The sequence below is a fragment of the Amycolatopsis orientalis DSM 40040 = KCTC 9412 genome (assembly GCF_000478275.1).
GTDB classification, from domain to species: Bacteria; Actinomycetota; Actinomycetes; order Mycobacteriales; family Pseudonocardiaceae; genus Amycolatopsis; species Amycolatopsis orientalis.
This window is the reverse complement of record NZ_ASJB01000057.1, coordinates 100,751-121,878: the sequence shown is the minus strand read 5'-3', so window position 1 is coordinate 121,878 and position 21,128 is coordinate 100,751. Positions and strand designations below refer to the sequence as shown.

The 21,128-nt window shown below is 69.1% G+C and carries 21 protein-coding genes; 10 read left to right on the top strand and 11 right to left on the bottom strand.

Annotation, left to right across the window (positions count from 1 at the left end):
* Positions 1-68: 68 nt before the first annotated feature.
* The gene (locus L324_RS19140) at positions 69-536 is read left to right on the top strand and encodes an Lrp/AsnC family transcriptional regulator (RefSeq protein ID WP_037309983.1); all 468 of its coding nucleotides are present in this window, start codon (positions 69-71) and stop codon (positions 534-536) included.
* Between the two features lie 48 nt (positions 537-584).
* Here the strand turns inward: L324_RS19140 and L324_RS19135 are convergent, their stop codons facing one another.
* Positions 585-1,544 (bottom strand): helix-turn-helix transcriptional regulator, encoded by a 960-nt coding sequence (locus L324_RS19135; RefSeq protein ID WP_235783574.1) that lies wholly within the window; start codon positions 1,542-1,544, stop codon positions 585-587.
* A gap of 57 nt (positions 1,545-1,601) precedes the next feature.
* Between L324_RS19135 and L324_RS19130 the strand changes: the two genes are divergently transcribed.
* Positions 1,602-3,887, top strand: coding sequence for an excinuclease ABC subunit UvrA (locus L324_RS19130; RefSeq protein ID WP_051173968.1), 2,286 nt, complete (start codon positions 1,602-1,604; stop codon positions 3,885-3,887).
* A gap of 148 nt (positions 3,888-4,035) precedes the next feature.
* Here L324_RS19130 and L324_RS19125 read toward each other — a convergent pair whose 3' ends face one another.
* The gene (locus L324_RS19125) at positions 4,036-5,208 is read right to left on the bottom strand and encodes an epoxide hydrolase family protein (protein WP_037309976.1); all 1,173 of its coding nucleotides are present in this window, start codon (positions 5,206-5,208) and stop codon (positions 4,036-4,038) included.
* An 81-nt stretch (positions 5,209-5,289) separates the two neighbouring features.
* Between L324_RS19125 and L324_RS19120 the strand changes: the two genes are divergently transcribed.
* The gene (locus L324_RS19120) at positions 5,290-5,856 is read left to right on the top strand and encodes a CGNR zinc finger domain-containing protein (protein WP_037309974.1); all 567 of its coding nucleotides are present in this window, start codon (positions 5,290-5,292) and stop codon (positions 5,854-5,856) included.
* A 35-nt stretch (positions 5,857-5,891) separates the two neighbouring features.
* Positions 5,892-6,287 (top strand): beta/gamma crystallin domain-containing protein, encoded by a 396-nt coding sequence (locus tag L324_RS19115; protein WP_235783573.1) that lies wholly within the window; start codon positions 5,892-5,894, stop codon positions 6,285-6,287.
* A gap of 50 nt (positions 6,288-6,337) precedes the next feature.
* Here the strand turns inward: L324_RS19115 and yidC are convergent, their stop codons facing one another.
* Both yidC and L324_RS19105 read right to left on the bottom strand, forming a co-directional pair.
* Positions 6,338-7,177, bottom strand: coding sequence for a membrane protein insertase YidC (gene yidC / locus L324_RS19110; protein ID WP_037309972.1), 840 nt, complete (start codon positions 7,175-7,177; stop codon positions 6,338-6,340).
* A 69-nt stretch (positions 7,178-7,246) separates the two neighbouring features.
* Positions 7,247-7,603, bottom strand: coding sequence for a DUF6412 domain-containing protein (locus L324_RS19105; RefSeq protein WP_037310248.1), 357 nt, complete (start codon positions 7,601-7,603; stop codon positions 7,247-7,249).
* A 63-nt stretch (positions 7,604-7,666) separates the two neighbouring features.
* Here L324_RS19105 and L324_RS19100 point away from each other — a divergent pair, with 63 nt between their 5' ends.
* From L324_RS19100 to L324_RS19090, 3 genes are all read left to right on the top strand, one after another.
* Positions 7,667-9,286: an ABC-F family ATP-binding cassette domain-containing protein gene (locus L324_RS19100; protein WP_037309969.1), complete on the top strand. Its 1,620-nt coding sequence runs from the start codon at positions 7,667-7,669 to the stop codon at positions 9,284-9,286.
* A 106-nt stretch (positions 9,287-9,392) separates the two neighbouring features.
* Entirely contained in the window at positions 9,393-10,406 is a 1,014-nt protein-coding gene (locus tag L324_RS19095; protein WP_037309966.1) for a YdcF family protein, read from the top strand.
* 698 nt (positions 10,407-11,104) lie between these two features.
* Positions 11,105-11,929: a class I SAM-dependent methyltransferase gene (locus L324_RS19090; RefSeq protein ID WP_037309963.1), complete on the top strand. Its 825-nt coding sequence runs from the start codon at positions 11,105-11,107 to the stop codon at positions 11,927-11,929.
* 4 nt (positions 11,930-11,933) lie between these two features.
* Here L324_RS19090 and L324_RS19085 read toward each other — a convergent pair whose 3' ends face one another.
* Positions 11,934-13,535, bottom strand: a complete 1,602-nt coding sequence (locus L324_RS19085; protein ID WP_037309958.1) for an ABC-F family ATP-binding cassette domain-containing protein — start codon at positions 13,533-13,535, stop codon at positions 11,934-11,936.
* Between the two features lie 388 nt (positions 13,536-13,923).
* Between L324_RS19085 and L324_RS19075 the strand changes: the two genes are divergently transcribed.
* A complete protein-coding gene (locus L324_RS19075; RefSeq protein ID WP_037309952.1) occupies positions 13,924-14,760 on the top strand; it encodes a DUF2382 domain-containing protein in 837 nt (278 codons plus the stop codon).
* A gap of 45 nt (positions 14,761-14,805) precedes the next feature.
* On the opposite strand, the gene L324_RS19070 is transcribed toward L324_RS19075, so the two are convergent.
* From L324_RS19070 to L324_RS43620, 3 genes are all read right to left on the bottom strand, one after another.
* Positions 14,806-16,506: a serine/threonine-protein kinase gene (locus tag L324_RS19070; protein ID WP_037309948.1), complete on the bottom strand. Its 1,701-nt coding sequence runs from the start codon at positions 16,504-16,506 to the stop codon at positions 14,806-14,808.
* On the bottom strand, positions 16,503-17,282 hold the full coding sequence (locus L324_RS19065; RefSeq protein WP_051173967.1) for a hypothetical protein: 780 nt from the start codon (positions 17,280-17,282) through the stop codon (positions 16,503-16,505). The genes L324_RS19070 and L324_RS19065 overlap by 4 nt, the downstream gene beginning before the upstream one ends.
* A gap of 366 nt (positions 17,283-17,648) precedes the next feature.
* Complete coding sequence (locus tag L324_RS43620) at positions 17,649-18,008, bottom strand: hypothetical protein (RefSeq protein WP_081736396.1); 360 nt, start codon at positions 18,006-18,008, stop codon at positions 17,649-17,651.
* Here L324_RS43620 and L324_RS19055 point away from each other — a divergent pair.
* Positions 17,974-18,276, top strand: a complete 303-nt coding sequence (locus L324_RS19055; RefSeq protein ID WP_081736395.1) for a hypothetical protein — start codon at positions 17,974-17,976, stop codon at positions 18,274-18,276. The two genes, L324_RS43620 and L324_RS19055, sit on opposite strands and share 35 nt — an antisense overlap.
* Before the next feature lie 10 nt (positions 18,277-18,286).
* Here the strand turns inward: L324_RS19055 and L324_RS43895 are convergent, their stop codons facing one another.
* The 3 genes from L324_RS43895 to L324_RS19045 all read right to left on the bottom strand — a co-directional run bounded on the left by L324_RS43895 (position 18,287) and on the right by L324_RS19045 (position 20,434).
* Positions 18,287-18,412: a hypothetical protein gene (locus L324_RS43895; RefSeq protein WP_268871925.1), complete on the bottom strand. Its 126-nt coding sequence runs from the start codon at positions 18,410-18,412 to the stop codon at positions 18,287-18,289.
* Positions 18,413-18,415: 3 nt separating this feature from the next.
* Positions 18,416-19,390: a TerC/Alx family metal homeostasis membrane protein gene (locus tag L324_RS19050; protein WP_152546912.1), complete on the bottom strand. Its 975-nt coding sequence runs from the start codon at positions 19,388-19,390 to the stop codon at positions 18,416-18,418.
* A gap of 240 nt (positions 19,391-19,630) precedes the next feature.
* Positions 19,631-20,434 carry an LLM class flavin-dependent oxidoreductase gene (locus tag L324_RS19045; RefSeq protein WP_037309936.1) on the bottom strand — a complete coding sequence of 268 codons (804 nt, stop codon included), beginning with the start codon at positions 20,432-20,434 and terminating at the stop codon, positions 19,631-19,633.
* Between the two features lie 144 nt (positions 20,435-20,578).
* Between L324_RS19045 and L324_RS19040 the strand changes: the two genes are divergently transcribed.
* Positions 20,579-21,019, top strand: a complete 441-nt coding sequence (locus L324_RS19040; RefSeq protein ID WP_037309933.1) for an SRPBCC family protein — start codon at positions 20,579-20,581, stop codon at positions 21,017-21,019.
* Positions 21,020-21,128: the final 109 nt, after the last annotated feature.

Sequence of the window (21,128 nt, the reverse complement as noted above, 5' to 3'; positions counted from 1 at the left end):
CACGCAAAATATCCGGGCCATACTCACCGCTGGCCGATATCCGTTGCGTCTGCGTACCATCCCGGTTCATGGCGGACCAGCTCATCGACGAGACCGATCGCGAAATCCTCGAACTGCTGCGGGAGGACGCCCGGCGCACCCTCGGCGACATCGGGGCCAGGGTCACGCTGTCCACCGCGGCGGTCAAACGCCGGATCGACCGTATGCAGGAGAACGGCGTCATCGTCGGCTACACCGTCCAGATCGACCACGCCAAACTCGGCTGGGGCATCGAGGCGTTCACCGAACTGCGGTTCACCGGGACCACCAAGGTCGGCGAGATCGTCCGCACGACCACCCGGATGCCGGAAGCCCAGGCGGTGTTCACCATCGCGGGCGATCCCGACGCGCTCGTCTGGCTCCGGGTCCGCGACATGGGCCATCTTCAGCGAACGATCGACGAGATCCGGCGGCACCACCAGGTGACGGGCACGAAGACGCTCATGGTGCTGGACTCCTGGACCCGCGGCCAGCAATGGCCACAGGACGGCGACTGACCCAGGCCCGTCGTGAGTGGTAATGACGGTTAGAACCGTCATTACCACTCACGAGCCGGCGGTCCCGCGAAGCAGACGTCGTCCGGTCCGCGCGAGGTACTCGCCGAACTCTGCCGGCTCCTCGACGGTGAAGTCGATGTCGGTGAGCACCAGCACGACGGCCAGCCACTCGAAGGAATCGACGTACGCGACGTACCTGCAGCTCTGGTCGCCGAGCGCTTCGAAAGTGCCGTCGATCCGGTGGAGGCGGGCCGCGGCTTCACCGGCGCCGACCTGCAAGGTCAGCGTGACCCGCAGCGATTTCGGGCTGTGGAACCGTTCTTGGAGGTGGCCCGCGACGTCGTCGACCGGGAGCGCGCGGGGCTCGAACGCCACTTCGGTCGTCCTCGGCGCGGTGATCCGGTCGAGGCGGAAACTCCGCCAGTCCCGTCTGCCGAGGTCCCAGGCGTAGAGGTACCACCGCGTGCCGAGCTGGACCAGGCGCATCGGCTCGACCGTCCGGGACGACGGGCCGTCCTTGGCGGTGTACTCGAACTCGAGGCATCGGCGAGCCGCGATCGCCGCCGCGAGGACGTTCAGGACGTCAGGAGTGACCTGCGGCTGTTCACCGCCGCCGAATTCGACCGAGGCGAGCATTTCGTCGGTGCGCCGTCGCAGGGCGGCGGGCAGGACACGCCGGAGCTTCGTGGCGGCGCGGTCCGCCGATTCGGCGGTGAGGTCGATCCCGGTGCCACCCGCCGCGGCGAGGCGCAGGCCGAGCACGGTGGCGATCGCCTCGTCGTGTTCCAGCATGAGCGGCGGCAGCGCCGCGCCCGCGACGAGGCGGTAATGGCCGCCCGGGCCGCGGGTGCTCTCCACGGGATAGCCCAGCGTGCGCAGGTGGTCGATGTCCCGGCGGAGCGTGCGGGGTGGGACTTCCATGGCCGAAGCGAGGTCAGCGGCGGGCCACTGGCGGCCGGTCTGCAGGAGCGACAGCAGCCGCAGCATCCGTTCCCGTGGTTCCGTCACCGCACCTCCCGCTAATTGTGGCCGTAATCCGGCCACATCTCATCGTAGCTTGGTTTCATGTCCACATCGCAGTCCGAACGCGGCCGGTGGATCACGGTCGAAGGAGCCAGGACGCACAACCTCCGGGAGGTGTCGGTCCGGGTGCCGAAGCACCGGTTGACGGTGTTCACCGGCGTATCGGGATCGGGGAAGTCGTCGCTGGCGTTCGACACGATCGCGGCCGAAGCCGAACGCCTGGTCACCGGGACGTATCCCGCCTTCGTCCGCAACCGGCTCCCCCAGCATCCGCCGCCCGACGTCGACCGGATCGACGGGCTGGTCTTCACCACGATCGTCGACCAACGGCGGTTCACCGGGAACGCGCGGTCGACGGTGGGCACGGCGAGCGACATCGCCCCGCTGCTGCGCCTGCTGTTCTCCCGCGTCGGAGAGCCGAGCGCCGGGTTCTCGCCCGCCTACTCGTTCAACGATCCCAGCGGGATGTGCCCGCGCTGCGAAGGGCTCGGCGTGGTCGACGACATCGATCTCGACCGGCTGCTCGACCGGTCGCTGAGCCTGCGCGAGGGAGCCGTGCGCTTCCCGACGTTCGCGCCGGGGACCTACCGCTGGAAGCGGCTCGTCCACTCCGGGCTCGTCGATCCGGATGTCCCGTTAGGACGGTTGCCGTCCACGAAGGTCGAAACCCTGCTGCACGCCGAAGGACTTCCCCTCGACAACCCCGGCCCCGAGTACCCCAAGCACGGCGTCTTCGAGGGTGTCGTCCCGCGGCTGCGGGATTCGTACCTGCGCAAGACGCCGTCCCGCCTCACCGCCGAGGAGCAGGAAGGGCTCACCGGAGTCGTCACGCGGAGCACCTGCCCGGACTGCGCGGGGACCCGCCTCGCCGAGGCCGCGAGGAAGAGCCTGATCGACGGGCGGTCCATCGCGGACTGGTCGGCGATGCCGGTCGGCGAACTGCGCGACGTCGTCACGACCGTGCGCGATCCGGCGGTGGCGCCGCTGCTGCGGGCCATCCGCGAACGCCTCGACGCACTGGCTTCCGTCGGTCTCGGCTACCTCAGCCTGGCCAGGGAATCGCGGACGCTGTCCGGCGGCGAGGCCCAGCGCGTCAAGATCGTCCGTCACCTCGGCAGCGCGCTCAGCGACGTCTGCTACGTGTTCGACGAGCCCAGCACCGGACTGCACCCGCATGACGTGCACCGGCTCCTCGAACTGCTGGCCAAGCTCCGCGACGCGCACAACACGATCCTCGTGGTCGAACATCATCCCGCGGTGATCACCGCCGCCGACCACGTCATCGACCTCGGGCCGGCAGGCGGCGCCGACGGCGGCCGAGTCCAGTTCGAAGGCACCCCCGCCCGGCTCGCCGCGACGGGCACCGAAACCGGCCGGATCCTGCGCGCCCCGATCGACTTCCGGCAGCGAACCCGCGTGCCCAAGGGAACCGTGACGATCTCCCGCGCCCGCAGCCACAACCTGCGTGACGTCACCGTCGACGTGCCGCTCGGCGTGCTGACCGTCGTCTCGGGGGTCGCCGGTTCCGGCAAGAGCAGCCTGATCGCGGGCGAACTCCCCCGGCAGCATCCCGATTTCGTCGTCGTCGAGCAGGCTCCGCTGCGCGGCGGCATCCGGTCGACCCCCGCCACGGTGCTCGGTATCGCCGAACCCCTCCGTGACGCCTTCGGCAAGGCCACCGGGAAGCATCCGTCGTGGTTCAGCGCGAACGGCCGGGGGGCCTGCCCCGTCTGCAAGGGCAAGGGCGTCATCATCACCGACCTCGCCTTCCTCGACGACGTCCAGACCGGCTGCGACGCCTGCGGCGGAACCCGGTTCAACCCGGCGGCGCTCGCCGCGCGCCTGAACGGCCACAGCATCGCCGACGTACTGGCGATGAACCCCGCGGACGCCGCCGCCCTGTTCGGCGAGCGCTCCCCCCTCGCGCGGCGGCTGCGCTGGCTGGACCGGACCGGGCTCGGCTACCTGACGATCGGGCAGAGCCTCGACACCCTGTCCGGCGGGGAACGCCAGCGGCTCCTGCTCGCCCGCCACCTCGCCGACGCGGGTCCGGCGGACGACCTGCGCCTGGTCCTCGACGAACCCACCGCCGGACTGCACGGCAGCGACGTCGACCGCCTGCTCGCCCTGTGCGACGACCTCGTCGACGACGGCGCGACACTGGTCCTGATCGAACACAACCAGCGGGTGATCGCGCACGCCGACCACGTCATCGACATCGGGCCCGGCGCGGGTTCCGACGGCGGACGGGTCGTCTTCGAAGGAACGCCCGCGGCGCTGGCGGAGGACTCCGAGTCGCTCACCGGCCGCCACCTGCGGACTCGCTGAGCGGTGGACTACGCGTTCCCGGCGCCGGACGGCGCCGGGAACACCCACCCGCCCGGGAACAGTTCCCGGGCAGAGCGAGATGATTCCCCATCACGCCGTTCCCGACACGCCGGTACCGAACAGTTCGTGGCTCTTCCCGGCCGAGGTGTCAGCGGCGGGCGGCCAGCACCGCGGCGAGGCCCTCTTGGAGGTCCTTGACGAAATACCCGGGAACCTCCAGCGACGGGAAGTGTCCCCCACTACCGGGCGACCTCCACCGGACGATCCGCCGGTACCGTTCCCGCGCCCAGGCGAGCGGGCTCTTCTCGATGTCGCGGGGATACATGGTGATCGCCGACGGCACGTCGACCCGGAGCCCGGGATCGAGCGAGTTGTGGCTTTCCCAGTAGATGCGGGCCGCCGACGCGCCGGACCGCGTCAGCCAGTACAGGGTGACGTCGTCGAGGATCCGGTCCCTGGAGATCGTCTCGAACGGGCTGTCTTCGGTGTCCGTCCACTCGGCGAACTTGTCGAGGATCCAGGCGAGCAGCCCGACCGGCGAGTCGACGAGCGAGTAGCCGATGGTCTGCGGCCGGGTCGCCTGCTGTTTCGCGTACGCCGCGCGGTTGAGCCAAAAGTCGCGAGTCTCCTCGGTCCACTCGCGCTCCACCGCCGTCAGCCCGTCCGTCGTCGATCCGGGCAGTCCCTCCGCGAACGTGGTGTGGATACCGAGGACCTGCGCCGGGAACCTGCCGCCGAGGACCGTGGTGATATTGCCTCCCCAGTCGCCGCCGTGGGCCAGGAACCCGCCGTAGCCGAGCCTTCCCATCAGCTCCACCCACGCGGCCGCGATCTTCTCGGTTCCCCAGCCGGTGGTCGCCGGCTTGTCGCTGTAGCCGAAACCCGGCAACGAGGGAGCCACGACATGGAACGCCGGCGCGGCGGCGTCTTCCGGATCCGCCAGTTCGTCCACCACATCGACGAACTCGGCGACGCTGCCCGGCCAGCCGTGCGTCAGCACCAGAGGAGTGGCGTCCGCGCGCGGGGACCGGCGGTGCAGGAAGTGGATTCCGAGCCCGTCGATCGTGGTGCGGAACTGGCCGATCCGGTCGAGGCGCTCTTCGAACGCCCGCCAGTCGTACCCGGTGCGCCAGTAGTCCACGACCTCGACGAGGTCGGCGAGAGGGACGCCCTGTGCCCATCGGCGAGGGCCGGGCGGGGCGCGATGGACCGTTTCGGCCTCCGGTAGCCGCGCCGCGGCCAGCCGGGTACGCAGATCGTCGAGGTCGGCGTCCGTCGCGCGGGCTTCGAAGGCTTGCACGTCGCTGGTCGAAAGGGGCATGAGACCTCCAGACATTTGAGAACCGGCTAAGACGGTTCTAACAGGTTCTCCTGCCGGACCGCAACCGGCTAAGGTGGTTCCATGCCTGCTGGGTTCCCCGACTTCCGCCTCGGTACCGTGCTCGCGACCAGCTTCACCGCGACCCTGACGGAGCGGTGTGGCGACGCCGTGGAGCGGATCCCCACGCCGCAACGACTCGTCGACTGGCTGGCGGTGAGCGGCCTCGCCGTGGACTCCTGCAGCACAGCCCAGCTCGACCTCGCCCGGGAACTGCGGGAAGCGATCCACGCCGCCGCGACGGCGACCGCGCTCCAAGAAGCGCTCCCCACTCCCGCCGTCGAGGTCATCAACGACCGCAGCGCCCAAGCCCATGCCTCAGCCGTCCTGACGCCCGAGGGGCAGCGGCGATGGCGGGTTTCCTGTGTGGAAGACGCCCTCGGCGTGATCGCCGCCGACGCGATCAGCATCATCGCGGGCGAACGAGACGGGAAAATGGCCTTGTGCGCCTCGCCGACCTGCCGGGCCGCCTTCTTCGACACCAGCCAAAGCCGCACCCGCAAATGGTGTGACATGAACACGTGCGGGAATCGGCAGAAGAAGGCACGCTTCCTCGCCAACCAGCGCAAGAACCCCAAACCGCCGGAGTGACCCGACCCGAGGCCGGTCCAGGCTCGTGAGTGGTAATGACGGTTCTAACCGTCATTACCACTCACGACCAGCCCAGGCCCATCCTTGGCGCTTCTGCCCTACTCGCGGTTGTCGGCGCGACCGCGCTCGGCCTGGTCGCGGCCGTTCCGGCCACCCCGGCGTTCGCCATCGGCGAGGTCGCCTGCGGCAACCGGGACGACTTCGTGAAGCTGGACATTTCGTTCGGCAACGGAATGGGCACCAACCGTTGTTTCGCCAACGCCGGCGTCACCGGCACGAACATCAGGGGCGTCTACAACGTCTTTTCGGGCAACAACAAGGTGACGGTCAACTACGAACGCAACGGCCGCTACGAAACGTCGACCCTCGGCTATTGGCAGGGTGTCGGCTTCGCCGGGACCGTGCGGGTCTACGAAGTGCGCATCTGGTGACGTGACGACCTGGGCCGGGCGGTGTCCCACCGCCCGGCCAGAGTCGTGTCCTAGCCCCGCCGGGGTTTCTGCCCGGGGCGCGGGCCCGCCACCTTCGGTTTCGCGGCCACCCGCTCCTCCTCTTCCCTGTCGACGACCTTCGTGAGGAAATGCTGCTGTCCCAGCGTCCACACGTTGGTGGCCAGGAAGTACAGCAGCACCCCGATCGGCACCGGGAAGAACGAGCCGGAGACCAGCATCCCTACTGGTGCCAGATACATCATCAGCTTGGCGATCCCCGCCGCCTGCGGGGCGGCCGCGGTCTGCCGGGTGAGGCTCGCGCGCATCGAGAAGAACGTCGCCAGACCGGCGACCAGCATCAACGGCACCCCGACCGCGATCATGTGGGCGTGATCCGTGCCGAACGCGGCCAGCTCCGCCGCCGGTTGCGAAAGCCAGTTGCCGAGCTTCGCGCCGAACAGTCCGGCGTTCAGGAACGACTCGACCCCGGCGTGGTCGAAAACGTGGTTCGACCGGGCGCCCGGGGTGAAATCACGCAGCACCCAGTACAGCGACAGGAACACCGGCAGCTGGATCAGCGCCGGGAGGCAGCCGCCCAGCGGGCTGGAACCGTTGTCGGCGTGGAGTTTTTGGATCTCCTTCGCCATCCGCTGGCGATCCTTGCCGTATTTCTCCTTGATCTTCGCCATCTGCGGGGCGAGCGCCTGCGTGCGGCGGCCTGCCCGCAAGGCACTGAGAGCGGGTTTGACCAGCAGGAGCCGCAGCGTGAAGACGAGGAAGGTGATGGACAGCACCCAGGCAACGCCCGAGTCGGGACTCAAGACAGCGCCGAAAACCTTGTGCCAGAACCAGAGAATGGCGGAAACGGGGTACAGGAAGACATCGAACATGACCAGGTCACTCCGTCGTTTGAAGGTGAAGGGGCAGGAGTGACTGCCTCACCTTCGAACAAGGAGAGGTCAGGCAGCCACGATGCCCCGTGACGGAGCCCTGGGCCGGACGCGGCCGCGTGCGTCGGGATCGCGCAGGCTCAGGAACAGCTGCGCGCGTTCGCGCAGGGTGATGGCGCGCACCTTCATCGCGGCGGCCGCCGGTTCCAGACGGAAATGCGCGGCGAGCGCGAGCAGGACGAGGGCGAGGGACGCGGTCATGGTGGCGGCCAGCGCCAGCGGGTTGGCGACCGCCACCGACGCTGTCAGCGCGGTGGCCAGGCTCAGCGGGTTGACCCCGCCGACGACCGGCAGGACGACGAACAACTCCGGCAGGAACAGCGCAAGCATCAGCTTGAGCCGCACACCGAAGTAGGTTCGCTCCACGTCGACGACCTTACCGGAGATATTGCGTTGCGTGATTCCCGAGCGTGACGGCAGGCTGTCGCCATGGGGCATGTGGAGGTCGCGCACGTCGAATACCACCTGCCCGACGGGCGGCTGCTGCTCGACGACGTCTCGTTCCGGGTCGGCGAAGGCACCGTCTGCGCGCTCGTCGGCGCCAACGGGGCGGGCAAGACCACCTTGCTGAGGCTGATTTCGGGTGAACTCGAACCCGACGGCGGCTCGGTGACGATCAGTGGCGGACTCGGGGTGATGCCCCAGTTCGTCGGGTCGGTGCGCGACGAACGGACCGTGCGGGATCTCCTCGTCTCGGTGTCGCCGGACGCGCTCCGCGCCGCGGCCCGTGCGGTCGACGAGGCCGAACTCGCGTTGATGGAACGCGACGACGAAGCGGCCCAAATGGCCTATGCCCAGGCTCTCGCGGACTGGGGCGACGCTCGCGGTTACGAAGCCGAAGTCGTGTGGGACAAATGCACGACGGCCGCGCTCAACCTGCCGTATGAGAAGGCGCGCTGGCGAGAGGTCCGCACCCTCTCCGGCGGTGAGCAGAAACGGCTGGTCCTGGAGGCGCTGCTCCTCGGCGGTTCCGGCGTCCTTTTGCTCGACGAGCCGGACAACTACCTCGACGTCCCCGGGAAACAGTGGCTGGAAGAGCGGCTGCGCGAGACCAAGAAGACCGTGCTGTTCGTTTCGCACGACCGGGAGTTGTTGGCGCGGGCGGCGAAGAAGATCATCAGCGTCGAACCCGGGCCCGACGGCGGCGACGTCTGGGTGCACGGCGGCGGCTTCGGCACCTACCACCAAGCACGCGCCGAGCGTTTCGAACGCTTCGAGGAGCTGCGCCGTCGCTGGGACGAAAAGCACGCCCAGCTCAAGAAACTCGTCGTCGACATGCGCCAGTACGCCGCGCGCAGCGACGAGATGGCTTCGCGCTACCACGCCGCCCAGACCCGGTTGCGCAAATTCGAGGAGTCGGGCCCGCCCGCCGCTCCCCCGCGCGAGCAGAAGATCACCATGCGCCTGCGTGGGGGCCGGACCGGTGTCCGCGCCGTCACCTGCGCAGGCCTCGAACTGCGCGGGCTGATGAAACCCTTCGATCTGGAGATCTTCCACGGGGAGCGGGTCGCGGTGCTCGGCTCGAACGGCTCCGGGAAATCCCACTTCCTGCGGCTGCTCGCCGGTGAGGACGTCGCGCACGACGGACTGTGGAAGCTCGGCGCCCGGGTCGTCCCCGGTCACTTCGCGCAGACGCATGCCCACCCCGAACTGCTCGGGCGGACGCTCGTCGACATCCTCTGGACCGAGCACGCGCGGAGCCGCGGACCGGCGATGAACATCCTGCGCCGCTACGAACTCGACGGCCAGGGCGACCAGCGGTTCGAGAAGCTGTCCGGTGGCCAGCAGGCGCGTTTCCAGATCCTGCTGCTGGAAATCGGCGGTGCCACCATCCTGTTGCTCGACGAGCCGACCGACAACCTCGACCTCGCTTCGGCGGAAGCGCTGCAGCAGGCACTGGAGGCGTATGAAGGGACCACGGTGGCGGTGACGCACGATCGCTGGTTCGCGCGGGACTTCGACCGGTATCTCGTCTTCGGGACCGACGGCAAGGTCCGGGAGACCGCGGAACCGGTGTGGGACGAGCGGCCCGTGCAACGCGCGCGGTGACCCGGTCAGGCAAGGAAAAGCGACACGCCGACGGGCGACGTCGCCCGCGAGGCCGGTCTGTGCTTCGATTCGATGCCGCCGCCATCGTCCGAAGGCTGGAGAACCAGTGAAGGCCGCCGCAATCCTCTTCGCCATCGCGGCCGTGTGCTGCGTGGTGTTCCTGGTGAGCTTCCTTCGCGACCGGCGCCGGCTCCGCAACGGCTTCTACCTCTTTTTCGCACTCCTCTTCATCGGCGTCACCCTCATCGCGCTGCTCGCCTCGGTGTCGCCCTCGGCGGCGGGTCTGGTCGCGTTCGGGGTACTCCTGCTGATCGTGCCCACGGTGCTCGCGCTGACGGTCTTCCTGATCTGCAACGGGATCACCATGCTCCGCCGCGAAGGACACCGGCCGGCCAACGTGCTGTCGCTGCTGACCGGGATCGGCATCTGCGCGCTGATCGCGTTCAACGCGACTGTCACGCAACTGGCCTGGGAACCCCTCGACATCCTCCGGGGCAGCCTCAACGGAATCGTCGTCTACGTTTCGTTCCTCTTCGTTTGTTTCCTGCTGTACTCGATCGTCTACGGCCGTATCCGCACCGAGAAGGGCGTGGACTTCGTCGTCGTACTGGGCTCGGGCCTCCTCGACGGGTACCGGGTGCCGCCGTTGCTCGCGGGCAGGCTCAAGCGGGCCAAGGCCGTCGTGGACACCGAGGATCGCCGCGGCGGGCAGCCGATGGTGGTCACCTCGGGCGGACAGGGCTCCGACGAGGACCTGCCGGAATCACACGCCATGGCCGACTACCTGGTCGAGGCCGGGCTGCCACGCGAGCGGATCCTTCTGGAGGACCGGTCCACGACGACGTTCGAGAATCTCACCTTCAGCGCCGAAATCATGGAACAGCGGAAGCCGGATTACCGGTGCACGGTGGTCACGAACAACTTCCACGTGCTCCGCGCCGCCCTCATCGCCCGCCGGGCCAAGGTGAACGGCCAGGTCATCGGTTCGCCGACGGCCTGGTACTTCTGGCCGAGCGCCACCATCCGCGAATTCGTCGCCATCCTGGTCGATCACAAGATCAAGAACCTGATCGTCTGCGCCCTGATCGTCCTTTCCCAGCTGTCCCGCGCCTGGTCGTGAGTGGTAAGTGTCGTTCTAACGACACTTACCACTCACGATCGCGCTCGTCCTCGGTTTCGGAGGGGTGGCCGTCGTTCGTGCGTGCCGTACCCCAGACCACAGTCCGTGAAGGCCTCCTTCCCTACTCGCAAAGTAGGGAAGGAGGCCTTCACGGAATCCCGACCGAACTCCAGCGAACCCAGGATGGAAAAGGCTCATTGCACGGTCACATCTTGGCTCGCGGTGCAGACCTCGCAAGTAGTCGACTACTTGCGAGGTCCGACCTTGGTCATGCCGCCCAGTACCCGTGATGCGTACTCGCCCGATGACACCACCGGTCAGAACCACCGCCCTGCAACGAACGCAGGGGGTCGTGAGCGGTAAGTGTCGTTCTAACGACACTCGCCACTCACGACCCGGCCGCCGCAAGTTGCCGAAGGGGCCCTTCACCGCATGCGATGCGGCGAAGGGCCCTTTCCCCGCATCGCATGCGGGGAAAGCGCCCTTCACCCGGGCCCGCCCCTCTCACCCGCGCCCGCCCCTCTCACCCGCGCCCGCCCCTCCGGCCTGCGCCCAGGGTGGTCGTGAGTGGTAATGACGGTTAGAACCGTCATTACCACTCACGACAGCCCGAAACCGCGACGCGGCCGTTCAAAGCGGCGTGACAAATCCCGGACCGGCGTTTGACAACGCCGTTTTCGCCGGGCCATCGTCCGGTGATGAGCGCGTACACCCGGCAGGCGATGGCGCTGCTGTTCGACCGGACGGCGAAGACCTACGACGCCCTCGGTGTCGACTTCTTCGGCACCTTCGCCAGGGAACTGCTCGACCGGGTCGCGCTCGTCCCCGGCGAGCGGGTGCTGGACGTCGGCTGCGGACGCGGCGCGGTGCTGTTCCCCGCGGCCGAGCGGGTCGGCGCGGACGGATCGGTGCTGGGCATCGACTTATCCTCCGAAATGATCGAGCGCACCGCGAAGGACATCGAAGACCGCGGGCCCGCCAACGCCTCGGTTTCCCTTATGGACGCCCAAGAACCGACACTGGACGACGCCGCCTTCGACGTGGCCCTCGCGTCGTTCGTGGTGTTCTTCCTGCCGGAACCGATCGAGGGCCTGCGCTCGTGGCACCGGCTGCTCAAACCGGGCGGACGGCTGGGGATGACCACGTTCGGCGACGACGATCCCCGCTGGGCCGGCGTACGCGAGGTGTTCAAACCGTTCGTATCGCCGGAACTGGCCTGGACCCTGGCCATCAGAGCGAGCCTGTTCGCCACCATCGACGGCTTCGACCGGGCCGTGGAGTCGGCGGGCTTCACCGGCGTCACGTCCGTGGAACGCGTCTATCCGGTGAAGTTCGCCGACCCCGGCCAGTGGATCACCTGGTCCTGGTCGCAGGGCCAGCGGATGTTCTGGGAACTGGTGCCGGAAGACCGCCAGGACGCCGTCCGCCGCGCCGTGCTCGCGGAACTCGAGCCGTTGCGCGAACCCGACGGGAGCGTGGTGCTGGCGCAGAGCGTGCGCTACACCATCGCCCACCGCGGTTGACGGCTCAGAGCGCGAGCCGCGGCCAGGATTCCGTGTCCCGTGACAACTGCCGGTCGTGCGTCGCGATCACCACCGCGGCCGGGGTGTTCCCGAGCGCGGCGGTCAGCTCATCGACGAGTGTCGCGGACAGGTGGTTGGTCGGCTCGTCCAGCAGCACCACATGCGGACGGCGCGCCAGCACCAGTGCCAGGTCGAGACGCCGCCGGGCGCCGACCGACAGTTCGCCCACCGGCCGGTGGCGGTCGTACCCGGCGAGCAGGCCCAGCTCGCCCAATCCGGGTCCCCGCGTATCCGCCCTGGCGAGCTGCTGGTCGTACAGCTCGGTCGCCGTGCGCCCGCTCGGCAGATCGGACTCCTGTCCCAGCCGCCCGATCCGCGCCGAGCGGGACCGGACGACCGTGCCCGTGGTCGGCTCCAGCTCCCCGGCCAGCACGGTCAGGAGCGTCGACTTGCCCGAGCCGTTGGGGCCGGTGACCACGAGCCGGTCGCCGCCGTCCAGCACCAGATCGACCGGCCGGGTGAGCCGCCCGGCCACCGTCACCCCGGCGGCCCGCACCAGGGTCGAGCCGCGACGCTCCGGCAGCTCGGGCATGACGAACCGGGCGGGCGGCGGCGGGACCGCCACCACATGCCCGGCCAGGTCCTCCTGTCGCCGGTGCACCGCGCGGACCAGGCCCGGCGCGCGGGTGGCGCGGACATGCCTGCCGGTTCCCTTGGGCGGCCGCCAGTTGTCGCGCAACCGGTTCCGCGCCGCGGAAAGGTCGTCGGCGAGCCGTTGCCGCTCGGCGATCTGCTCGGCGTGCGCGGCCTCCCAGCGAGCACGTTCGGCCTGACGGGCGTCGAGGTACGCCGCGTAGCCACCACCGTAGACCCGCGGCCTGCCGTCGCTCGACGGATCGAGGTCCAGCACCGTGGTGGCCACGTCCGCGAGCAACGCCCGGTCGTGGCTGACCAGGACGACCACGCCAGGGTAGGCGCGCAACCGCTCGGTGAGGTGCTCGAGCCCGGCGGCGTCGAGGTGGTTGGTCGGCTCGTCGAGCAGCAGCACGGAACGCCCGGCCCCGAGCAGACAGGCCAGCCGCACCCGATGGCGCTGCCCGACCGAAAGTGTCCCGAGTGGACGGTCACGGTCGTCGACGGCGTTCAGGGCGGCCAAGGACACCTCGACCCGCCGGTCGGCGTCCCAAGCGTCGAGGGCCTCGGCCTCCGCGAGCGCGGCGGCGAAAAGGTCGTCCGCGCCGGGACGGCCGTCACCGAGCGCTTCGGTCGCGGCCTCCAGGCGGGCCAGGGCATCGCGGACGGAGGCCAGTTCGAGGTCGATCAGTGCGCCGACGGTGTCGGTGGCGCCGAGCGGGATCTGCTGGTCGGCGACCCCGGCCGAACCCGCGCGGTGCACTTCGCCGCGGTCCGCGGTCAGCTCGCCCGCGAGTACCCGGAGCAGGGTGGTCTTGCCACGGCCGTTCTCGCCGACGACGGCGACCCGCTCGCCCGCGGCGGCGACGAGGTCGACGCCGGAGAGCACGGGCCGTCCCCCGAACGAGAGGTGGACACCGGACAGGCGGACGTGAGCCGCGCGCAGCGGCGCGGCAGAAAGAGGGGATGACATGAAGGAACTGCCTCCAGGGAAAGTGATGAGCAGGAAGAACGAACTCCGGTACCGCGGCTCGCGGTACCGGTGGAGGCGTCGTTCCTCAGAGGAACAGCAGTTGCTGCATCACGATCGGGAGAGTAGGACAGACCCCCGCGGCCGCGCATCCGGTTTTCCGAGGACGCGGACCTGAGGTCCACACCTTCGCGCCATCCCTCCGGCCGCCGGTCACCCGGCGGGCACCCCCTTCCACCTGCGACGACACGCCGGGCCTAACCAGCGCGCCCGCCTTCAAACCCGCACTTTCCGGGGTCACCCACAGGTGCACCACGACGGTTGCCATGATCATCGGCCCGGCCGACGGTGGGCTTCTCAGCAGCAACATCGTTCGGGAGGAGCAGGATCGATGGCGAAGACCATGCAGCCGCAGGAACTCATCGACAGTGCCGTGGTCGACCCGACGGGCACCAAGCTCGGCAAGGTCGGCAACGTCTACCTCGCCGATGCGACGCACCAGCCGGAATGGATCACCGTGAAGACGGGTCTGTTCGGCACCAAGGAGAGTTTCGTCCCGCTCTCGGGCGCCCACGCGGACAAGGACGGCGTGCACGTCCGCGTCGACAAGGAGGCCGTCTCCGACGCGCCCCGCATCGAGGCCGACGGCCACCTGTCCATGGAGGAGAGCGCGCGGCTGTACAAGCATTACGGGCTCCCGATGCCGAGGACGTCGCCGGACGGCCGGATGGACGACAGGGCCCAGGGCCGGGGCCGTCCCGGGATGAACCCCGCCGATGCGGGCCAGGGCGCCATGGGTGGCACCGGCCGCGGCAAGTCCGGGATGGACGCGGGCGACGGCAAGAAGGACCGGGACGCCGAGCGCACCATGACGCGCTCCGAGGAGCGGCTGAACGTCGGCACCGAACAGGTCGAGACCGGCCATGTCCGGCTGCGCAAGTACGTCGTCACCGAGGAGCAGCAGGTCACCGTGCCGGTCAGCCACGAAGAGGTGCGCATCGAACGGGAACCGATCACGAAGGCGGGCGGTGAACGGGCCGAAATCGGCGAGGACGAGCAGGAAGTCGTGCTGCACGCCGAGAAACCGGTGGTGAACAAGGAAACCGTCGCGGTCGAACGGGCGAGGCTCAAGACGGAGACCGTCACCGAGGACCAGACGGTCTCCGGCAAGGTCCGCAAGGAGCAGTTCGAGGTCACGGACGACCAGGGCAAGCACCGCAAGTCCTGATCCCGTCGCGGGGGCGGCCCTCGGAACCGGGCCGCCCCTGGCGGATCAGTGGGTTCGCGGACGTCGCGCGCGGGCGGCCGCGACGACGAAACCCGCCGCCACCGCGCCCGCGATCGCGCTGCCGACGCCGGAAAGCACCGCGGGTTCGTGCACCCGCAGCACCGAAACGCACAGCCACGCCGTCGCGCCGAACAGCAGACCTAGGACGGGACCGGCGACGAGCGCACCGCGCCAGCGGTGGCCGTTCCGGATCGTCCGCAACCCGGATTCCAGATACGCCAAGGCGAACAGGGCGAGGATCAGACTTCCCGCACCGAGCGCGCTCGCGAGCGGATGCTGCCGGGTGAGCAGCGTGAACGTCTGAGGCACGCCGTCGATCGTCACCGTGGCGGTCACCGCCCCGCCGACGATCCAGCGGGTGAGGGCGGGGAACTGGAGATCCGCTCGATAGTTGGCGTCGTCGGCCTTCGGTGTCGCCGTCGCGGAACCCAGCGGTATCCCCGCGGCCGTCAGGTCGAGCCTCAACTGCCGCGGGAGGCCGGGCCCGGTCACCGTGAACGACTTGCTGAGATCCACCTCCACCGGCGCCGTGAGCAGCACACCGTCGAGGGCCATGAGCCGGGCCTCGTGTGGCAGCCGTTCCGGGTTGAGCAGCGCGAGCACCACGAGCACGATCGCGGCCGCCCCCGCCGCGAGCCTGAACCACAGCACCGATCCCGGTTTCCCGGCGGGCCGGGACTCTGGCTCGAACGCCGCACGGGTCGCCGAAAGCGTCGGATCCGGGGTGCTCCGGTGAACCGGTCGCGTCGGGCCGTCCCCGGCCGGAACCGGCGCCGCGACCGGCGTGCTGAGCGCGGAGATGACCCGCGGGGTGAGGTGGCGTACCGGAACCCGGGAGCGCTCCAGCCACCCTGGCCCGTAAACGGCGGTGGCGGCCGAAGCGAGGTCCGCCGCGAACGTCTCGGCGTCGCGGTAGCGGGAGTCGAGTTCGCGCGCGAGGCTACGCATGACGACCCCGGCGATCGGGGCGGGCACGCCGTCGATCGGGCGCGGATCGGTGAACATGTGCTGGCGCATCATGCTGATCGCGCCCCGGGTGTTGTCGAACGGCAGTTTCCCGGACAGCAGTTCGTAGAGCACCGTGCCCGCCGAGTAGACGTCGGCGGCGGGGCTCAGCGCGTTGCCCATCGCCTGTTCCGGCGCGATGTAGGCGGGTGTGCCGAGGACTTCGCCGCCATGGGTGACCAGCGTGGCGCCTTCACTGATCACCTTCGCGATGCCGAAGTCGGCCACCTTCATCACGCCCTGCGTGGTGAAGAGCAGGTTCTTGGGCTTGACGTCGAGATGCAGCACCCCGGCTTCGTGCGCCGCGTGCAATCCGGCGAGCATCGCCAGGCCGATCGCGCAGGCCTGCTCGGCGGTGACTCCCCCGTTCTGGAAACGGCTGTGCACGGTACCGCCGTCGAGGCGTTCCATCACCATCAGATGCTCGCGGCCGGTGCGCACGTAGTCGTAGACGGGGACGATGTGCGGATGGTCGAGGCTGGCCAGCACACGCGCTTCGCGATCGAAGAGTTCGCTGCTCACGGCGTGGTTCAGCACATCCCACGGCAGCTGCTTTATCGCGACGTCGCGGTGCAGGGAACGGTGGACGCCGGCGAAGACGACCCCCATCCCGCCCTGTCCGATCGCGGCCCCGATCTCGTACTGCGGCAGCGCGGCGACCACCTCGGCGGGTGCGCTCATCGGTTGAATTCCTTGGTGGCGTCGGGAAAGCGGACCGTCTCGTCGTCGGCGGGCCCCGGCGCCGGATGCGGCGTCAGGTAGCCGAGCAGGAACGCGATGACGGCGGCGCCGAGTACCACCGGGATCTCGACCGCCGGTTCCGGCGGCACCAGCCGCAGCACCGACAGCGAGACGACCGCGACGAGACCGGTGCCGAATCCGGCGGGCAGGAAGCGCAGGCCGCGGCGCCAGCGGTTGGGCGGCAGGCGGTGGCGGGCGAGCGCGAGCAGGGCGGTCAGCCACGCCAGCACGGTGAGCACGAGCATCGCGAGCCCGAAGGCACCGTAGACGGACCAGAAGGACCCGCGGATGTCGGCGACCGTGGTGGCCTCGCCGAGGGTGCCGCGCTGGGCGTCGAGCAGTTCGACCGACGTCGGGAGCAGGCCGATCGCCTGGCCGTCGAGATCGGCCATGTCCAGCACGAAGGTCCTGGTGATCCGGCTGTGCGCGGGGACCTCGAACGGGGCCGTGGTGTCGTAGGCGAAGAAGGTGAGGGCGAGCGCCACGCCCGACACCCGCACGCTGCGGACCTTCAGCGCGGTGCCGCCGCTGTTGGTCGCCGTGACGGTGAGTTCGATCTGCTTGGCCGGATCGACCGTGACCGTGGCGTTCGTGATCGGCCGGTCGTCGAGGGTCACCGCCAGTTCGAGTCCGCCACCGGCCGCGGCGGCCGGTGGCGCGCCCAGAAGGAGCACACCCAGACCCAACGCAACCCCTGCCGCGATGAAACGTCCCATTGTGCGCATCCCCTGTTTGCGTAATCCGACTGGTCCGGAATGCTACAGCGAGCACTTACCGGAGAGGGACGTCCCAATGCGTATCGTGGTTCGGCTGATATTCGCCGCCGTGACCGGACTTCTGCTTTTAGTTGCCCTGGTGGGAGCGGGTAACGCGCAACAATCCCCCTATCAGTCCACGGTTGGTTTGAAACCTTCGAGCGGTGCCGCCGGGAGTTCTTTTACCATTTCCTGGAATTTCTACCCGTGCAAAGGCCCGGTTTCTTTCACGTGGTCGGGAGCGCCCCTCGCGTCGGCGAACGCGTCACCCCAGGTCCCCAGTGGACAGGTCACCGCGACGGTGCCGGGCAACGCGACGCCGGGGAGCTACCCGGTGTCGGGCTCCTGCACGAACGCGCGGACCGGCGGGCCGCTGACCGGGAGCGCGACCTTCCGCGTGACCGGGACCGTGACCACGGTGCCGCCGACGACGAAGGTGCCTCCGACGACGAAGCCGACCGTCCCGGTGACCACCCCGACCAGGCCGGGGACGACCACGACACCCACCACGCCCACCACCCCGGTCACCACGACGACTCCGCCCACCACCACGCCACCGTCCACAACGGACTCTCCCCCGCCGTCGACGGACGTCCCCGCACCGAGCAGCACCCCGGCCGGGCCGAACGATCTGATCCTCGACCGGCCGAGCGTGCAGCCCGGCGACCGGCTCTCCGCGACCGGCAAGGGCTGCGTACCCGGCAAGGCCGTCACCCTGACGTCGGACGGGGAACGGGTCGGCAGCGCCTACGCCGACGACACCGGAGCCTTCACCACGGCCGTCGAGTTCACCCGGATCGAGGCGGGCAGGCACACCATCGTCGCGGACTGCGGTGTGCGGCTGACCGGCGCCGTCGAACAGGTCGTGACCAGTTCGTCCGGTGGACACGGCGGAACCCTGGTGGTGCTCGTGTTCTTCGTGCTGGCCGGGATCACCGTGCTGCGCTTCCCCTGACCGATCGCCGCTACCGCATGGGGCCGCGAGGTGGCCTCGGCGGCCGCAGGGCGGCGGAAACCAGTGCCAGCGCGGCGAGGAACACGGCGAGGACGGCGAGGTCGAGCAGGACTCCGACGACCAGTTCGGTGATCATCGGTCACTCCCGCGCGGCCGTGGCCGCCTCGCGACGGCGCGCGTGCATGCTCGTGAACATCACGGTGGCGAGCACGAGGATGATCACGGCCAGCGAGATCGGGGTGGGCACCTGCGGCACGCCCGGCCAGATCCCGTGTGCCCAGTGCAGCACCAGTTTCACCCCGATGAAGGCGAGAATGAGCGCGAGACCGTGGTTGAGGTGGACGAGCTTGGCCAGCGCCGAACGCAGCACGAAGTAGAGGGCGCGCAGGCCGAGCAGGGCGAAGGCGTTGGTGGCGAAGACCAGGTACGGGTCTTCGGTGATGCCGTAGACCGCGGGCACCGAGTCGACGGCGAAGACCACGTCGGTGGCGAAGACCGCGACCACCACCACGGCCAAGGGCGTGAGGGCCCGGCGGCCGTCCACCCGCACCGTGAGGCGGGCACCGCGGTACTCGTCGGTGACCGGCATCAGCTTGCGCAGCAACCGGACCGACCGCAGCTGGGAGAGATCCCGTTCGGTACTCCCGTCGGACATCGCCTCGCGCAGGATCTTGACCGCCGAGGCGAACAGGATCACGCCGAAGACGAGGAACGCCCAGGTGCCCGCCGCCAGCATCGCGGCGCCGGCGGCGATGAAGACGCCTCGGAGCACGAGCGCGCCGACGATGCCGTAGAGCAGCACGCGCTGCTGTACGGCGGGCGGGACGGCGAAGGCGGCGAGCAGCAACATGAAGACGAACAGGTTGTCCACCGACAGCGACTTCTCCACCACGAAGCCCGTCATGAACTCGACCGCGGGGCCACTGCCGAAGTCGAGCCACAGCCAGAGCCCGAAGAACACGGGGAGCGCCAGGTAGAACACGGACCAGCCGACGGCCTCCCGCATCGACACCTCATGCGGGCGTCGGGTGACGACGAAATCGGCGACGAGCAGGGCCAGCAGGACCACGATACTGATCGACCACAGCCATACGGAGCCCACGGATCCGGGCATCAGAGCCTCCTCGAACATCAAGTTCGAGGTCTCCTTCACCCAGTGCGGGCGGCCTCCCGGGGACACCGGCGGAGTGTCCGTACTGACCGGGCAGACGCTTGGGAAGTACTCCCCTCGCCGTCAGTATCGACCATGACCGCGCCCAAAGTAAAGGGTTGTTAAAGACGTCACCCGCGCCGGTGGTCGTGAGTGGTGAGTGTCGTTAGAACGTCACTCACCACTCACGACCACCCGGCGCGGTCAGGCCGGACCGTCCCGCAGCACGCCACGCACGGCGTCGACGGACAGGTCGTCCCACGGGAATTCGGCCATCCACCAGGTCGCGCCCGCCCTCTCGTACGGCGCGAGATCCGTGCCCGCGGGGACGCCGATCGCGAAGTCGTACGGCCCCTCCGCGCCATCGCGCATCGCGGTGATCGTCTCGACCGCCTCGGCGAACTCGTCCGCGTGCGGCAGGTTGACCGGGAAGAACCCGTCGTACCGCGCGGCCCTGCGCATCGGTTTCCGCTTCCCGGGAAAACCCGCCAACCACACCGGTATCGGGCGCACGGGCCGGGGCATGAAGGTGATGTCGTCGACGGTGTAGTGCGTTCCGTGGTGCCGCACCGGTTCACCGGACCAGGCCGCGGTGAGGATCTCGAGCGATTCGTCCAGCATCTCGCCGCGTTTGCGGTCGTCCTGTTCGTCGCCGGTCCTGGAGAACTCCCCGCCGAACCGGTCGCTGCCGAGGCCGGCGCCGAGGATCAGCCTTCCGTCGCTCAGCCTGTCCAGGGTGGCCGTCTCGCGGGCGAGTTTGACCGGACGACGGCGGGCCAGCGGCGTGACCATCGGACCGAAGGCGAGGTTCTCGGTGGCGGAAGCGACGGCGGCGAGGGTGATCCACGGATCCGCGATCGCGCGCACCGGCTCGTCCCAGCGGACGTGGTCCCAGACGAACAAGCCGTGCCAGCCCGCTTCTTCGGCCTCGGCGGCGAGACGCGCGATGATCCCGGGATCGGCCAGCTCGTCGAAGATCGGCAGCCACAGTGCTGAGCGCAGGTTCATCCTCCGACAATACGAACCGAGTCCACCCACCCGCGGCGACTTGACAGGGCGGACCGACGCGCTACAGTCCAACCAGGACCTTGCTCAACCCATTGGTTGAATACAGCCATGGGCCAACCACGGGGCGCGGAAGAGAATCGAACGATGGCCGACCTGACGATCACGCGTCTGCTCGACGCACCCCGCGAACTCGCCTTCCGGGTGTGGACCGACCCGGACCATCTCGCGAAGTGGTGGGGCCCCGACGGATTCAGCACCACGTCCTGCACGGTCAACCTCACCGAGGGCGGCCGATGGCGCACCTGCATGAGCGACGGCGAGACCGAACTGTGGGCATCGGGGGTCTACCACGAGATCGTCCCGCCGGAACGGCTCGTCTTCAGTTTCGCCTGGGAAGAGGAAGGCGCGCGGGGACACGACACCCTCGTCACCGTCGTCCTCGCCGATCGGGACGGCAAAACGGAGATGACGTTCCACCAAGAGATCTTCGAGACCGTGGCGGAGCGCGACAACCACGTCGAGGGCTGGCAGTCCTGCTTCGCCCGCCTCACCACTTACTTGGCCGGCAAGACAAAGACCGCCTGACCCCTATTCTGAGCCCGGTCCGCGAAGGCCAGTGTCTCCAATGTGGCATTGGGGACACTGAGCGTCCCCAATGCCACATTGGAGACGCTGGACCCCGAAGTGAGTAGCC